This is a genomic window from Amycolatopsis lurida (assembly GCF_900105055.1).
Taxonomy (GTDB): domain Bacteria; phylum Actinomycetota; class Actinomycetes; order Mycobacteriales; family Pseudonocardiaceae; genus Amycolatopsis; species Amycolatopsis lurida.
Map to the genome: position 1 here is coordinate 6,213,011 of NZ_FNTA01000004.1, position 13,978 is coordinate 6,226,988.

Consider the following 13,978-nt stretch of genomic DNA (forward strand, 5'->3'; position numbering starts at 1 on the left):
GGGCAGAAGATGATGACTGAAGTCCTCTTCTTGCGGCAAAGTGAGGAAGTGAGCACCGGTTTCTGGTAAAAAGCTGGCTATGCCTGCCAGTGAAGATGCAGTGACCTGCCCGGGTCGTACGGTGTGTGAGCTCGATGTCCGGCACCCGTTTTTCTACCTCGTGGAGAATACTTCTCTGATCAACCATCTGGTGTCGACGTGGTCAGGCATGGTGACGGCATCAGCTGGCAACCTCAAACTGCAGTTGCCATCGTATGCGAGCCTGGCGAGTGTTGCGATCGAGATACATCGCGAAGAACCGGTCGATGTCGTCGAACAGTTCCAAGATGTCATCGAATTTAGCTACCCGTCTGTGACGGGCAGACCGGCGGTGCTAGACTGGTCACGCACGCTGGTGTGCGAACTGAATCCACTCCCCGTAGGGGCAGGAGACTATCGCGTCCGTTATCACGTGCAAGCGTCGGCCGAAGTAGGTAACCACTTTGATCTTCGATCACCCGGAAGTGCAAAAGCGCTGGTCCAAATCTGGCCGGCATCACTCGAACAACTAAAAGAACTCAAGATCACGGGCGCCTTGGGGGAATTCTGGCATCCGGGTGAGCGGTTGCGTCGCGCTTGGGGTTTCTGAGCAGGCTGGACGAGCGAGGTCCCGAACTTGGCGAGCCGGTCTGCTGGGTCCCGTCAGGTCGGCCGACTGCCGGGCGGACACGCGACCGTCTGCCCTCGTGCACCCCGGCCGTTCGCAATTCGGACATATATTTCGAGCGGCGCTGGGCATCTTGGCGATCCGGGCCCAGACTGCGGAAGTCCGTTGGTCTGCTTTTCGGAGGTGAAGGCGATGCGGTTGGTTCTACTCTTTGTGCTGATCGCCGTCCCAGGCTTCGCTGGATGTGCTGGTCAGAAGCCGCCTGCTGCAACGACGGATGGACAGTCGTCGCGACCACCACCAACCGGATCGACGACACGGCTGCCAGTGATGACTGTGGGCCCTCGAACACCGTTGCAGCCCAATGTGTCTTCCGTTCCGCCGCTCTCGTCGTTGGCGGCGACGCGGCCCGATGATCCTGCGGTCTTCGCGAGCGCGTCAGCGGTGAGCGTCGAATGGTTGCGTCAGTGGTGCGTAGTCGACTGGCGTGAGCCGATGAATGCGAATCTCGATCGTGCTTCGCGCTTCCAGACAGCCGCTGCGATCCGAGCAGACCGCAAAAAGGGTGACGACGAAAACACCTATCGCGCCGCGCAAGCACAGCAGCTGAGCAGTGGATGCGACGAAATCTCCGCTACGCGTAGCCCGGAAGCACCGCACGGTGCCGACGTCAGCTACCTGGTGCTCTCGGCTCGCCGCGTCGACTCGGTGGCAGGCACCGCGTTTCAGAGCGAACGTGTCCAGTCGGTGCGGAGGATCGTCCGGCAGACGGATGGACGCTGGCTAGTCGACGAAGAGGTGGAGGCCGGCTGATGCGCTCGCGGACTCTTCTCATCGGCGCGATATCCGGTGTGGCGGTACTTGTTCTCCTTCTGCCGCAACCAGAACGGGCGCAAGCTTTGAACTGCGTGGGCACCCCCACGGGCCAGGCGGTCGATGTTCCGAATCTGACGTTGCCGCAACTCGACGTCGCCAAACGCATCGTTGCCACGGCGAAAGGGATGGCGATCACCAAGCGCGGGGCGATCATTGGCCTGCAGGTGGCGAGGCAAGAGTCCACTTTCGACGCTACGGTGGTCGTCGGCCGGGCGACCGGAGCCTTCCAGCAGATCGCCCCAGGACCGGCCAACGCGTACGTGGGGTATGACCGGACGGATCCCGGTATGTCGGCCAAGGGATTTTTTACCGTCCTCCTGTCCAGGGTGCCGGACTACGATTCAGATCCGCGGTCTAACGCGGATATCGGGCAGGTGGTGCAGGCCAGCGGGGCCGGAGCGGCGAAGTACGCGCCGTGGCAGCCACTGGCCGAGTCGCTGGCCGGAGTCCTGTACGACGGCACGGCCGCGATGACCTGCGCAGCGGGACAGAGTGGCCCAACCTCGATTCGTACCGACGGAGTCGACGTGGAATTGCCGCAGACGGCGGGCATCACCGGGTCCGTCAAAGCGCCGACGCCCGAGGCAGCGAAGGTGCTCGCTGCGGCCCTTTCCTGGCTCGGTACTCCGTACGCCTGGGGCGGAGGCACTACGGCGGGGCCGTCGAGGGGCATTCGTGACGGCGGCGTGGCCGACGCCCATGGGGACTTCGCGAAGGTGGGTTTCGACTGCAGCGGCTTGGTCTTGTACGCCTACGGGCAGGTGGGTGTCTCCTTGCCGCATAGTTCGCAAGTGCAGCGATCAGGTGGGGGGACAGTCGTCCCGTGGTCTGCGGCGCTCCCGGGGGACTTGCTCTTCTACGGCGCCGTTGTGCATCACGTCACGATATTTCTCGGTGTCGTCGGTGGCGTCCCCTACATGGTGGAGGCGCCGCAGAGTGGTGACGTTGTGAAGGTTTCCCCGGTCCGAACGGGTGGTGACTTCCGGTCGGAAGCCGTCCGGCCGATTCCAGGAGAAGGGCCTGACGAGCATGCATGAGAACCCTCCAGGTTATGAGGTCGAGCAGCCTATCGATCTGACCAAGCCGGTGGCCTTGGCCGCGCAAGAGGAAAAGGGTCCGCCTCGCCCAGAGCGATCTGCCGCGGCCCGCAAGCCGAAAAGCGCAGGTGATCCACTGCAGCCGGACCCGCCTGTACCGGCCGAGTCTGCAGTCTCCGGCATGATCGCGGTGATCAACCTTCAACCGGGATCCTGCAAGACCCTGGTGGCTCAGAGGCTCCACAGCGTCCTCGAGACCACCCACGCGAACGTTCGACTCGGGAACGGGAGCGGCAGTCCCAGGTCGGACCACCTCGTTATCGCCGATATGCCCTCCGACCTGAGCGGCGTCGACTGGCGACGGCAGACGGCGGCAGCCGACCAACTGGTAATATCGGTGCCCGACGATTCTCAGGCTGCGAATGCGGCCCAATGGTTACTGGACAAGCTGACCACTGAAGGGCGATCCGAACTGGCCGAGTCGGCCATCGTTGCGGCCATTCAAACCGGTCGGAATCGGAAGCTCGCTCGCAGGATCCTTCGGTACTTCAGGGCACGGAAGGCGAAGGTCGTGCGGATCAAGCTGCGCCGCGACAGCGTGCCGAACGATGACCACGCGCAGTGGAAGCCACTTGCCGAGGCAGTTTTGCGCTCGTTGCAGGGCTCCGTACCGCCCGGTGGCGACGTCGTCTCTCCCGCCAGCACATCGTTCCCCTTGATGTCCGTGACTACGGGAAGGCCATGAGTTGATGATCTCCCAATTACTCGCCCAGTCACCGAACCCGTTCGACGGCGTGGTCCCGAACTTCGATGTCTTCGGTGTCGATTTCAACGCCGCATGGAAGAAGCTCCTGGGCGGTGTCTGGGGCCTGGCGTTCGTCGTGTCCGCCTTCGGGACCATTCGGGCGACGCTGGAGCTGCAGTCGGCGAAACGTCACGGCTACCAGACGTCGGTCGCGGACCACTCCGCGTCGCTCAAGCGATCGGTGATCGGCCTCGGCGTGTTGACCAGCCTGGGCCTGATCTTCGGCGCCATCCTGGCTGTGTTCTGAGGGTTGGATGCCAGACTTCGGCGGTCACCTTCACGAGGCAGACTTCGTCACCGATCCGGCGACGCCCCTCGACGAGCTCGCAAACTCGGTACACTCGTCGGCGTTCGACCTGGTCAAGCAGGTGCTGAACGGTCTACGAGCGCAGGGCGACGTCACACCGTCGTCGCCTGGCTTTCTCACCCAGTACGCCGCGGCGGCCGGCATCGGCCTCGTGATCATGGCCTTTTCCTCTGTCTTCGCGGTCGTTCACAGCATGCGGCGCGGCGGACGAGACGACCTACGGGAATCGCTGTTCAAGTACTTGCCGTCGGCCGTCTTCCTGATCACCTTCTCTCCGGCGATCGGTGTACTCGTGCTCAACGTCGCGAACGCGATCACCAAGGGAATCGTTGACTGGGGCGCGACCACCATCGGGAAGAGCAGCTCCCGAGTGGACGCCCTTGCCGGCATCACCGCCGACAAGCTGCCCGGCGGCACATTCGTCGGCCTGCTCGTGGCCCTTCTGATCGTCGTCGGCGCGCTGGGCGTATTCATCGTCCTCGCCGTGGAGAAGATCGGACTACCGGTCGCCGGGATCATCGCCGGAATCGGTTGGGGGATGTTCGTGCATCCGCAGTGGCGGCTGAAGGCGTTGCGAGTGCCAGGGATCTGGCTCGGTCTCGTGTGCGCCAAACCACTCCTTTTCCTGTTACTAGCTGCGGCCTTCGGTGCGTTTGGGGCTGTTGGTGAGGAAGCGAACGGCGTAGCCGGACTGATCCAGTTGTGTCTATTGGCGGTCACGCTGGTTTTGTCGAGCGCCGGGCCTCTTCTGCTCGTGCGGAAGTTTCCGGTGATGGGCGGGGCGCGTGCGGTACGTCAGGAGTCGGCGGGTGCGGCGCCGGTCGGTCTCCGCGGGCCAGCGGTCGGCTCGCTGGACCGGGTGACGGTGGTTTCACCGCCGTCGGTCGGGCCGAACCCGGCTGATGGCGGCCTGGCACGCACGATCGAACAGGCCTATGAGCAAGGGCAACGGAATCGGAACATGCCGCAGCGAGACCGCGGTCAGCCGAAGGAACGTCCGGGGTCTACGGAACGAAGCTACTTGGACGAGTCCGTGCGCACTGAGGTGCTGACCCCGAAGAACCGGGGGACAACCTGATGCGCACCTCGATTCTGGGTGGTGAAATCGCTGGTCGCGGCCTTCTGGGCAAGGTGGATGGTCGCACCGGTGTCGCGCTGGGAGGGACCGCGCTGGTCGCCGTCTGGCTGTGGTTGGGAATCGGTGGTCTCGGCGGGACCATCTCAGGCATCGGCGTCTGCGCTCTCGGCGCAGCCGTTCTGTACCCGTGGAACGGGCAGCGTTCGCTGGCGGCGGGCTGGGTCCGTGGCTGGCGCTTCCTCGTGCGCCGGTGGCGGGGCGTCACGGTGTTTGCTGCGGGCCCAGGGGCGGCGGAGCCGGTACTGCCCCCGCCGGTCGGCAGGGTGGCGCCGCTGGACCTCGTCGGCACGCCGCACGCGGACATGTTCGTCCTCCGCCACGGCAATCCTGGTGAGACGCCGTACCTGTCGGTGATCATGGAGGTCGAAGGGCAGCCGCAGCGGCTGCGGACCGCCGCCGAGTTCGAAGCGGCTTCGGCGCGGTACGGGGTAATGCTGTCCCAGCTGGCCCGGGACGGTTCGTACATCCGCGGCCTGCAGCAGATCAACCGCATTCTGCCGCACGACCCCGCACGACATCGCACGTTCGTCGCGGCCCGAGTGGCCGATCGGCCGGGGATCGAGACCCTCGTTCGCTCCTACGAAGACCTGGTCGACCTCACCACGCACACTGCGGAGCAGCATCGGAACTACCTGGTGGCCAGATTTCCGCTGACTGGTGACTTCGCGGCCGCTGCCCGCCGCTACGGCCAAGGCGAAGCAGGGTGGGCCGGGTTGGTTCGGGAAGAACTGGCTCGGCTGGCCGAACTGGTGAGCCGGGCGGACCTAGTCCGACCGCGGGTGCTGGGAGAGCAGCGGTCCTGTGCGATCCTGCGGTCGATGCAGGATCCGAGTTACCCGGTGGACCAGCACGAGGGCGTCCGCTGGAGCAACTGCTGGCAGGATTACCATGCCGAGCGGGGTCACCTGGTGGTCGGCGGCCGCTGGCTGCACCGGGTCGCGACGGTTCCGCCGGACGCGGTCGCGGCCGTGCCGCTCGGCTCGCATTGGCTTGCGCCACTGCTGGTGGAGGTCAACCCCGCAGTGATCCGCACGCTGAGCGTGCGGATGGAGTTCGTCCCGGCGCGGATCGCCCGGGCTCGAGCGGTCCGTGACGTCGCGGTCGACGGCGCGAGCAGGCACAGCGCGGCCGCCAAGGGGCAGGTCGGAGACGGTACGGACGAGATGCTGCTGTCCGCGTCTCAGCGCAGGCTCGCCGACCTCGCGCCCGGCGGTGGCCACCACGGCGTCAACTGGACGATGTCGCTCTCGGTCACCGCGGCCGATACAGGGGAACTCGCCCGTGCCTCCACACGGGTGGCGAACGCGGCCGCGAACTGCGCGATCGGGAGGCTGGAATGGCAGGACACCTGGCACGACGCCGCCGCGATCGCCACCTACCCGCTGGCGCGGGGGATGGCGGTGACCGGATGACGGTTCGGCAGGCTACGGAAAAATCCCCGCTCGAGCCGGTGGCCAGCCCGCCCCGGCCCGACGCGAACCGGAAAGGCCGGCGTGAGCCAAGGCGCTCTCGCTGGTTGGATCGGGCCGGATGGTACGAGCCGCGGGAAGCCGGGGCGAGGTCAACCACGCGGCAGGCCGAAGCGTTGAACTTGGCCTTGTCGTCGCCACCGACGACGCACCGGGGCTTGATCCTCGGCACGGACCGGTTGTCGGGGCAGCTGGTGTGCCACGACCCCTTCATTGCATACGCCGACAAACTTGTTTCGGCGCCGAACGTCGCGGTAGTTGGTGATGTCGGCAAGGGGAAAAGCTCTCTGCTGAAGACGTGGGGCACCCTTCGGCAGCTGCTCCTCGCCGGCCGGCGCGTAGTCGTGCTCGACAAGAAGATGCAAGCCGGCCAGGGCGAGTACACATCTTTGGCACAGGCGGTCGGAGCGCCGTCTATCCGGTTCACCGTCGACGGAACCGGTAGCAGGCTCAACGTGCTCGACCCGGTCATCGCGCTGGGCGAGCCCGGAAGTCCGACCGGCGCGGCGGGGCGGCCGACCGGCCAGATGATGCTGCTGCGCGCAGTTCTGGCGGAGGCGCTCGGGCGAGGGGTTACCGAACGCGAGGGCAAAGCGCTGCGGATCGCCTTGCTCGCGGCGACCAGGGACGCGCAGGAGAGGAAGCGGGTCGCCGTCATCGGCGACGTGGTCCACCACCTCATCCACCCTGAAGACCATGCCGCAGAAACTATCGGCGTCACTCGACCAGAGTTGCGGGAATGGGGCTTCGACCCGGCTTTCGCCTTGGAACGAATGATCGAAGAAGATCTCGCTGGCCTGGTCGATGAGGAAACGTCGCCCGAAGTGCAGCTGGACCACTCCAGCGGGCTCGTCCACTTCGACCTCTCCAGTTTGCCGGTGGAGGGCCCCGCGCTGCGGATCGTGATGACCGTGATCAACACCTGGCAGACGAACATGCTCGCCCAACGGTCACAAAAGTTGATGCAGACGGTCAACGTCGTCGAAGAAGGGTGGCACGTCGCGCAAGGGGCGCTCGGCCGGGTGTTCCAGCGGAACACCAAGCTCGCGCGCGGCCTCGGCTTGGCCACGCTGGCGGGGTTTCACCACGTGTCCGATCTGCCGCCCGGTTCGGCTGCACGATCGTTGTTGCAGGAAGCCGAGACGGTGTTCATCTTCGGGCAGTCCCTCCGCAGTGACGCACTGGCGTGCGCCGAGCTCTACGACCTTCCTCCAGGGATCGAGGACACGATCATGGGGCTTGGGCGGGGCACATTCCTGGCGAAGATCGGCTCGGAGGCTCCCCTGCTGGTGCAGCACATCCGCTCGCCCGCCGAAGTCAGTCTCACGGAGACTGACGCCGCACTGACCGGTCGAAACTGACCTGCGGGGGCAGCGACCCTCGCGGACGGTTTTCCGGTCTACGTGGTGCGGCTGATCCCTGCACACCGAGGAAAGCGCAGTCGCTGCCTCGCTTAGGGGCCACCCGGTTCAACCTGATGCGGGGCCGGTTCTGATCGGAACGTAATCGGTGGCCAATCCTGAATCCGGACAGATCGACTTTCAGGAGCTCCTGTGCCTCGGCCTCGTGCCTTTGAGGGCATACCGACTGTACGAACTAGCTATCTGTGCACCGGTCCACTTCCGAGCAGCTAGCTCAGAGTGCGTAACTGATTGCACCAATTACGGGGCTTGTACCAGTTGAGCCAGAGCACACCGGAAGGGGGTTGCGCCGTGAAAAAGTGCCACCGCTCAGGAGTGCGCACTGGGTGCTCGTCCGGAACGTACGTGCAAACCGGTTGCCAACAAAAGCAGGCCCTCTTCGCTCTGGGCACGGACAAGTCGACCCCCCGCGCCGCGGACCGCTGGTTTCGAATCGTCCGGCTCTTGACCGTGGTCGCCCTGATGGCCGCACTGACTTCCTGTGGCATCTCGACGACGTCTGGGTACAATACAGAAGTCCCCGGTAAGGACGAGCAGAAGCGTACCAATATGGACGCTCCGTTCGGACCTCTGTACCCCGCGGACGTGGCGGTGCTCGTGGCGGTGGCCCAGGCAGGGTTCTGGGAGGCGCCAACCAGCGACCTGGTGGCGAAAGAGAGCAAGAATCCCGGAGTCAAGGCGGTCGGTGAACAGCTGGCTCGGGAACACCACGCGCTCAACACGTACAACGAACAAGCCGCCGCCCGTCTCAACGTCCAGCTTCCCGGTGCGGCAACGCCCCAGCAGGAGAGCTGGCGACGGCAGATCGAGGCAGCGAGCGGAGACGAACGCGACCGACTGTACGTCACGCTCACAAGAGCCGCGCACGGTTCGGTCTTCATGAAGGTCGCCACCGTACGGGCAACCACCCAGAACGACGTGGTCCGCTCGCTCGCCCAGGTTGCGACAGACTATGTCGCCCGGCACATGGCCTTGCTGGAAAGTACAGGTCTGGCGGATTCCGATTCGGTCGCCGTGCACGCCGGGACCGATGCGCCGTACCAACCCACGCCGACAATTGCCGAACTCGTGATGGGAATCGGGCTGGCACTTGCGGTGGCGTTCGGGACGTTGGTGGCCGTTCGGCTCGCCTCTCGCCGGGCTTCGGTGACAACTGAAGATGGAGTGTCGACCGAATGATCAGATCGGTTTTGAGCCTGACAGATACAGTCCTGGCTGCGGGGTACACGTCCAACGACGTCGGTGTGCGATCTGTAGTCGCATTGTCCGCCCGTATTGCCTACCTGGCCATGTGCCTAACCCTATGCTGGGGCATTCTGACCACCACTGGTTGGATCCAGCGCACAACCGGGCACCAAGCGTTGCGCACCGGGCATGTGATGCTGGCGTCGTTCGCCATCGCGACGGCGACCGTACATGGGTTCGGCATGCTCTTCCTCGACGAGCAGGTCCTTGTCGGCACCCAAGTGCTCATCCCGTTCTTGAACGGCTACGTGCGGCACGGTCTGGGCATCCTCTCGTTCGAGATGATGGTCGCCGTCGCCATCACGGCGGGGATGCACCGGTTCATCCGGTATCGAAATTGGCTTCGTCTACATCAGACGGCATACATCGCGATCGCCCTGGGTGTCGTTCACTCATGGTGGGGCGCATGGTCGAACGGCAACTTCCAGGTGATGTGGCTCGCCGGGATCACGGTCCTCGCTCCTGCGATCGCGCTGACCACGGTGAGGTTCCTGCCGGTATCGCTGCTCGTGAAAATCGGCCTTATCGCTGACAAGGCCGCCGCCGTCACGCAGAAGCAGGTCGGCAAGAGCGCGCCTTTGAAAATCAGTGTCGACAACCAGCGTTGTCATCGTTATGGCTTCTGCCAGGCCGAAGCACCGGACGTATTCCAGTTGCGCGAAGACGGCAGGCTTGCATACCGGCAGAATCCTGAGGTGACGCGCAATTTGGACGTCATTTCCGCAGCTCGATCATGTCCGATGAGAGCGATTCAGCTGGAAGGAACGAATCACCATGGCTGAGCTGCCGCGAATTGTGATCGTCGGAGCCGGGCTGGCGGGTATGTGCGCCGCCGAACGGTTGCGCGAACTGGGGTTTGACGGAGAAATCGTCATCATCGGCTCGGAATCGTCCATGCCGGTTTACCGGCCGGCACTGACAAAACAGTTCTTGACGGGCGAACTCGGCCTGAAGGACATCATCACTGCGCCGACACATGATCTCGATGCTCTGTGGCGTTTGAACACACTGGCTTCACAACTGGACGCCACGCGGCGCGTTGTGCACCTGCCCGGTGGTGAGGAACTCGAATACGACGGTCTGATCATCGCCAGCGGAGTCGAGGCCCGCCGCCTCCCCGGGGCAATGCGGGCGGGCTCCCGCGTCGCGGTGCTCCGCACGATTGCGGATAGCAAACGCCTGCGACAAGCCCTCACCGGCGCACGGGACCCGATCGCCGTTCTCGGTACCGGCTTCATCGGTTGTGAGGCGGCATCCAGCATCCGGTCCCTCGGACAGAACGTCGTCCTTATCGGGAATTCGAAGCTTTTGATGAGCAATCTACTTGATGCGGGACATGCGCAGCGGCTGACCGACTTACACCGCCGGCATCGTGTTCAGCTGCAGCTCGGTACGAGAATCGAGCAGTGGGCGTCCAGTGGATCGCGGGTCAATCTCAGGCTGTCCAACGGCAGGCAGCTCGACGCGGCTTTCGTGGTCGTCGCCGTGGGGTCGGTTCCTGCGGTCTCGTGGTTGCGCGATTCGGGCGCGCAGCTGGACAACGGCGTGGTGTGCGAAGCAACGTGCCATGTGGCTGGGCTGGAGGACGTCGTCGCGGCAGGGGACGTCGCCAGCTGGCCCAACTTACGGTTCGACACCAAACCGCGTCGTGTCGAGCACTGGACGAACGCGATCGAGATGGGACGAGCGGCGGCTGAGAACCTGCTGACTGGGCGCGGTTCCGCCACGCCTTTCATGCCGGTTCCTAGATTCTGGTCCGAACAACATGGTCTTCGCATCCAGGCCGCGGGCATGCCGGCTGTCGGCACGGAGCGCGAGCCGATGGATGCCGGCACACCGGGCGGGCATTCTGTGACCGGGTACTACCGGGACGGTTCCCTGGTCGGGGTCATCGGCTTCGACAACTCGACGGCGGTCTTGAACTACGCCAAGACCTTCGTGGACAGGGCGCCGCTGCTCCGGCCGGTGGAACTCGGACGAGTTCCGGAGACCGGCCAGGCCACAGAGGCTAGGACATCGAAACCTGATCGGCGTCCCGAATTCCTCCGGGTCTGACTCGCATGTCACTGAATTCGAAAGGACGACTGCATGCGACCGAACGTATTAGCGCTCTTCTCTGGCGTCGCGCTGGCCGCTGCTACCGCGCTCGCCATCCAGCAGTCACCGAACTTCACCTCGCAGATGACCGGTCTTACCATCCTCACCAGCGACGCTGAGGACTATCGATTCGTGGTTGTCCCGCTGCCGTATCGCGAGCACCCAAGGACCATCCGCGCTCCGGTGCCGGAGACGGAGATCGCCACGTCATGGTCGGACTCGAAACAACCTGGTCCGCAGGTCGCTTCCATGCCCGAGATGACCACGCAACCGCACGTGGAGCAGCACGCTGAGCCCGCTCCGGCAAGCAGCGCGCCCTCCGAAGCATCGAAAGCACCGGAGTCGTCAGTCGAACGAACTCCCGTACAGACGAGCTCCACCCGGCGGGCAGGAGATCGGTAATGGGTGACGATCGGGCGGTGATCGCAGTGGCTGCTGGACGACATCGTGGCGGACCCCCGATGGGCGAGGACGAACCGGTCCGCTTCGGAGGCTGGTCCGACTATGGTGAATGGGCCGATCATGATTTTCGGGAGCGCGATCCTGCGGAAGAGACCGCGGTCAATGGAAAGCGCCCTATCGTGGTCGAAGTCATGACCGCGGTGGTGCCGATCAAGCTGCCGGAAGACCCGCAGGACGACTCCGAACTCCGGGAAGTGTGCCGGATCGCGCCTCCTGAGGAGTACGAGCGTGCGTCCGGGGCAGATCTCATGCTCGAGGTCGGCCACTCGGCCGCACTGGTCCGGCCGTACCTGGCGATCGGAACGGCGAGCACGAGCCGGAACGATCTCGGGCTGGAAACCATCATCGAAACCGTGCAGCCCTACGGCACCTTGCCGCTCAAATCGCTGAGCACGGACCAGCGGATCGTCTACCGGACCTGTTCGCAGCCACAGTCAGTGGCGGAGATCGCCGTCGCTATCGAAGCACCGATCGGTCTTACGACGATGATTGTCAAGGACGGTATCGACCGCGGATTTCTGCGAGTACACAGCACAGTACTTCCCACAGTGGACGGTCTACCATCAATCGAGCTGCTCCGACGGGTCCACCGCGGCCTGTCACGGCTTGTCTGACATGGCTTGCCTGACGGAGGAACGATGAGCATCGATGCGGTACGAGGACACGGCGTCAAGCCGTTGCTGACGAGGTTCGTCGTCCTGTGCGCTCTTCAGATCATGTCCGCATCCCTGATGGCCGTCAGCTTGGTATGGCACTCCACCTGGCTGCCTCTCGGCGCCGTTTCACTGGCCGTCGTGGGGATCGGAATCGGCGCATTGATGTTCCGGGAGGCGTTGGGGCGGAGCCGCGCGCTGGAGGCGGTGTACGGCGAACTGGAGTTACTCGGAAGCCAACGAATGCCGGACATCGTGAAGGAGGTCGTGGCGAGCAAGCAGGCGGATGGGATCAAGCTTCGGCTGACGCCTGTGACGGACGCGAAGCTCGCCGCGTTGATCAACGATATCGAGCAAGTGTGCACCGATGCCGTTGGCGTGGCGTTGGAATACGAGGACATTCGGTCCGGCTATGCGGAAGTGTTCGTGAACATGTTCCGCCGTACCCAGACACTGCTGCTACGCCAGCTGCAAATCATCGAGGGTCTCGAGCAAGGCGATCGGTCTCCGTCGGATCTGAACCGTTTCTATCAGCTTGACCATCTCGTTATGCGCATGCGCCGTAACAATGAGAACATTTTGGTGCTCTCCGGAACAGAACTCGTCCGCAAGACGAAGGACCCAGTGTCGGTTGACGATCTACTACGTGCATCGATCTCAGAGATCGACAGCTATCAGCGGGTCCGTCTGCTCAGCACGCCGTCGGTGCGAGTGTCGAACACGGCGGCGGGTGACCTCATCCGCATCGTGGCCGAACTGCTGGACAACGCGACTTCTTTTTCCCCGCCGGACAAGCAGGTCACTGTGAAGGCCGAGCTGGCCCGGCATCAGGGCCTGTCCATCGGAGTGATCGACAACGGCATCGGAATGACTGACGCCGACATCCGCAAGGCGAACGAGCAGCTACGCAAGCTGGGGTCGGCGGAGATCGCCCGTTCTCGCAGGCTCGGTCTGCTCGTGGTCGGTAGGCTGGCCGGGAGGCATGGATTCAGGGTCGAACTATTCGGCGGCGACGGCGTTGACGGTGTCTCGGCGCTTGTGTCCGTGCCCAGTTCGGTATTGCAGAACGAAGACGAAGTCCGCGCCACGATGCCGGACGACGCGGCTCGAATCGCGGCCAAGGGGGTCAACGCCAATCGCGCCGGACGCGGCGACTCGGCGGTTCCGATGACCGTCACCGTTCGCCGGCAGGAACAGGCGGGCCACGACGGAACTCGCGCGCGACAGCCGTCGGCGTGGCACAACCGGACGAAGACGAAGGTCTCTCGCGCGAAGGACACCGGCCTTGCTGCCGACGTGGTGGCCCAGGCCCATTCCGATGTGCCCGGCGAACTGCCGGTCCGAGGCTCTAACAAGCGCGTCGGCCCCTCCGGGACCGAGCTGCCGGCTGCACCCCGGTCTACATCGCGCTGGTTTCAGGCGAAAAGCAGGGCCCGGCGCCAGGAATCGGCGTCGTCCAAGAACACGCGCGAACCTTCTCTGGCAACCGGTGGCAGTGTCGCAGCCGACTGGGAGTCGGACGTGGACCAAGCGTGGCAGATGGCAGAGCAATCCAACCATGCGCAGCAGTACACGTACACCGAAGACGGGCTTCCGCTGCGGCAGAAGGGCGCCCACCTGTTCGTCAGTAGAGCGGAAGGTGACTTCAAAACGCGTTCTGCGGAAACTCCGAAACCTATCGAACGTGATGCGAAACATACGCAACGGCGGCTGTCCAGCTACCAGCAGGGTGTCCAGAAAGCCAAAGAGCAGGAAGCTCGCCTTCGTGGTACGCCACATTCCGGTGGCTGGACAATCCTCGAAATCGATCGATAGCAACCAG

The 13,978-nt window shown here is 64.2% G+C and carries 14 protein-coding genes; all 14 read left to right on the plus strand.

All coding sequences use genetic code 11. The annotated features are described in order from the left end of the window. Window positions 1-79: 79 nt before the first annotated feature. Window positions 80-628, plus strand: coding sequence for a hypothetical protein (locus BLW75_RS34780; protein ID WP_091599012.1), 549 nt, complete (start codon window positions 80-82; stop codon window positions 626-628). A 462-nt stretch (window positions 629-1,090) separates the two neighbouring features. Next, window positions 1,091-1,459 (plus strand): hypothetical protein, encoded by a 369-nt coding sequence (locus BLW75_RS34785; protein ID WP_241784134.1) that lies wholly within the window; start codon window positions 1,091-1,093, stop codon window positions 1,457-1,459. Beyond that, window positions 1,459-2,559, plus strand: coding sequence for a C40 family peptidase (locus tag BLW75_RS34790; protein WP_034323687.1), 1,101 nt, complete (start codon window positions 1,459-1,461; stop codon window positions 2,557-2,559). Before BLW75_RS34785 ends, BLW75_RS34790 begins: the two co-directional genes overlap by 1 nt. After that, window positions 2,552-3,304, plus strand: a complete 753-nt coding sequence (locus tag BLW75_RS34795) for a hypothetical protein (protein WP_143055406.1) — start codon at window positions 2,552-2,554, stop codon at window positions 3,302-3,304. The genes BLW75_RS34790 and BLW75_RS34795 overlap by 8 nt, the downstream gene beginning before the upstream one ends. A gap of 4 nt (window positions 3,305-3,308) precedes the next feature. After that, a complete protein-coding gene (locus BLW75_RS34800) occupies window positions 3,309-3,611 on the plus strand; it encodes a hypothetical protein (RefSeq protein ID WP_034323725.1) in 303 nt (100 codons plus the stop codon). A 7-nt stretch (window positions 3,612-3,618) separates the two neighbouring features. Then, a complete protein-coding gene (locus tag BLW75_RS34805; protein ID WP_034323691.1) occupies window positions 3,619-4,749 on the plus strand; it encodes a TrbL/VirB6 family protein in 1,131 nt (376 codons plus the stop codon). Beyond that, entirely contained in the window at window positions 4,749-6,221 is a 1,473-nt protein-coding gene (locus tag BLW75_RS34810; protein ID WP_034323693.1) for an SCO6880 family protein, read from the plus strand. The genes BLW75_RS34805 and BLW75_RS34810 overlap by 1 nt, the downstream gene beginning before the upstream one ends. Window positions 6,222-6,436: 215 nt before the next feature. Continuing rightward, window positions 6,437-7,639, plus strand: a complete 1,203-nt coding sequence (locus tag BLW75_RS34815; protein WP_241784136.1) for an ATP/GTP-binding protein — start codon at window positions 6,437-6,439, stop codon at window positions 7,637-7,639. Window positions 7,640-8,149: 510 nt separating this feature from the next. Continuing rightward, window positions 8,150-8,878 (plus strand): DUF4142 domain-containing protein, encoded by a 729-nt coding sequence (locus BLW75_RS34820; RefSeq protein WP_241784142.1) that lies wholly within the window; start codon window positions 8,150-8,152, stop codon window positions 8,876-8,878. Beyond that, a complete protein-coding gene (locus tag BLW75_RS34825; protein WP_091599018.1) occupies window positions 8,875-9,726 on the plus strand; it encodes a 4Fe-4S domain-containing protein in 852 nt (283 codons plus the stop codon). The genes BLW75_RS34820 and BLW75_RS34825 overlap by 4 nt, the downstream gene beginning before the upstream one ends. Further along, window positions 9,719-10,999: an NAD(P)/FAD-dependent oxidoreductase gene (locus BLW75_RS34830; protein WP_034323698.1), complete on the plus strand. Its 1,281-nt coding sequence runs from the start codon at window positions 9,719-9,721 to the stop codon at window positions 10,997-10,999. Before BLW75_RS34825 ends, BLW75_RS34830 begins: the two co-directional genes overlap by 8 nt. 33 nt (window positions 11,000-11,032) lie before the next feature. After that, window positions 11,033-11,443 carry a hypothetical protein gene (locus BLW75_RS42520; protein WP_143055408.1) on the plus strand — a complete coding sequence of 137 codons (411 nt, stop codon included), beginning with the start codon at window positions 11,033-11,035 and terminating at the stop codon, window positions 11,441-11,443. Window positions 11,444-11,502: 59 nt separating this feature from the next. Continuing rightward, window positions 11,503-12,117 (plus strand): DUF742 domain-containing protein, encoded by a 615-nt coding sequence (locus BLW75_RS34835; RefSeq protein ID WP_158005448.1) that lies wholly within the window; start codon window positions 11,503-11,505, stop codon window positions 12,115-12,117. Window positions 12,118-12,141: 24 nt separating this feature from the next. Then, a complete protein-coding gene (locus BLW75_RS34840; protein ID WP_034323700.1) occupies window positions 12,142-13,971 on the plus strand; it encodes a sensor histidine kinase in 1,830 nt (609 codons plus the stop codon). Window positions 13,972-13,978 lie beyond the last annotated feature (7 nt).

What these genes read in the sequence shown, in the direction of transcription:
- BLW75_RS34780 (WP_091599012.1), top strand. Translation starts at nt 80, where the DNA reads ATGCCTGCCAGTGAAGATGCAGTGACCTGCCCGGGTCGTACGGTGTGT.
- BLW75_RS34790 (WP_034323687.1), top strand. Translation starts at nt 1,459, where the DNA reads ATGCGCTCGCGGACTCTTCTCATCGGCGCGATATCCGGTGTGGCGGTA.
- BLW75_RS34795 (WP_143055406.1), top strand. Translation starts at nt 2,552, where the DNA reads ATGCATGAGAACCCTCCAGGTTATGAGGTCGAGCAGCCTATCGATCTG.
- BLW75_RS34800 (WP_034323725.1), top strand. Translation starts at nt 3,309, where the DNA reads ATGATCTCCCAATTACTCGCCCAGTCACCGAACCCGTTCGACGGCGTG.
- BLW75_RS34805 (WP_034323691.1), top strand. Translation starts at nt 3,619, where the DNA reads ATGCCAGACTTCGGCGGTCACCTTCACGAGGCAGACTTCGTCACCGAT.
- BLW75_RS34810 (WP_034323693.1), top strand. Translation starts at nt 4,749, where the DNA reads ATGCGCACCTCGATTCTGGGTGGTGAAATCGCTGGTCGCGGCCTTCTG.
- BLW75_RS34825 (WP_091599018.1), top strand. Translation starts at nt 8,875, where the DNA reads ATGATCAGATCGGTTTTGAGCCTGACAGATACAGTCCTGGCTGCGGGG.
- BLW75_RS34830 (WP_034323698.1), top strand. Translation starts at nt 9,719, where the DNA reads ATGGCTGAGCTGCCGCGAATTGTGATCGTCGGAGCCGGGCTGGCGGGT.
- BLW75_RS42520 (WP_143055408.1), top strand. Translation starts at nt 11,033, where the DNA reads ATGCGACCGAACGTATTAGCGCTCTTCTCTGGCGTCGCGCTGGCCGCT.
- BLW75_RS34835 (WP_158005448.1), top strand. Translation starts at nt 11,503, where the DNA reads ATGGGCGAGGACGAACCGGTCCGCTTCGGAGGCTGGTCCGACTATGGT.
- BLW75_RS34840 (WP_034323700.1), top strand. Translation starts at nt 12,142, where the DNA reads ATGAGCATCGATGCGGTACGAGGACACGGCGTCAAGCCGTTGCTGACG.